The sequence below is a fragment of the Vibrio marinisediminis genome, assembly GCF_014050145.1.
Taxonomy (GTDB): Bacteria; Pseudomonadota; Gammaproteobacteria; order Enterobacterales; family Vibrionaceae; genus Vibrio; species Vibrio marinisediminis.
Map to the genome: position 1 here is coordinate 1 of NZ_JACFYF010000097.1, position 334 is coordinate 334.

Annotated in this window: 1 protein-coding gene; it reads left to right on the forward strand. The window is 74.6% G+C overall.

Annotated elements, in window-relative coordinates; genetic code table 11:
- Positions 1–334: tetratricopeptide repeat protein (locus H2O73_RS23540; RefSeq protein ID WP_182110738.1), on the forward strand; the 334-nt coding region annotated here is incomplete at both ends.

Here is a 334-nt window from a genome sequence, read left to right on the forward strand (position 1 = left end):
TTGGGCGGCGAGGACGTGCCGCGCCCGGCGCCCCCCGTTCCCGGTCCGGGACCCGAGACGCCGCAGCTTGCCGTGGCCGAGCAGGCCGATTTCGATGCGGCGCAGGCGCTGCTGGACAATGGGGATGCGGCCGGGGCGGCCGAGGCCTTCGCAGCCTACACCCAGACCTATCCCGGCAGCCCGTTGGTGGCCGAGGCGCATTACCTGCGCGGCCAGGCCGAGGCCGCGCAAGGCCAGTGGAGCAGGGCGGCGCGCGCCTATCTCGAAAGCTTCTCCGGCTCTCCTGACGGACCGCGCGCGCCCGAGGCGCTCTACCGGCTGGGGCTGAGCCTCG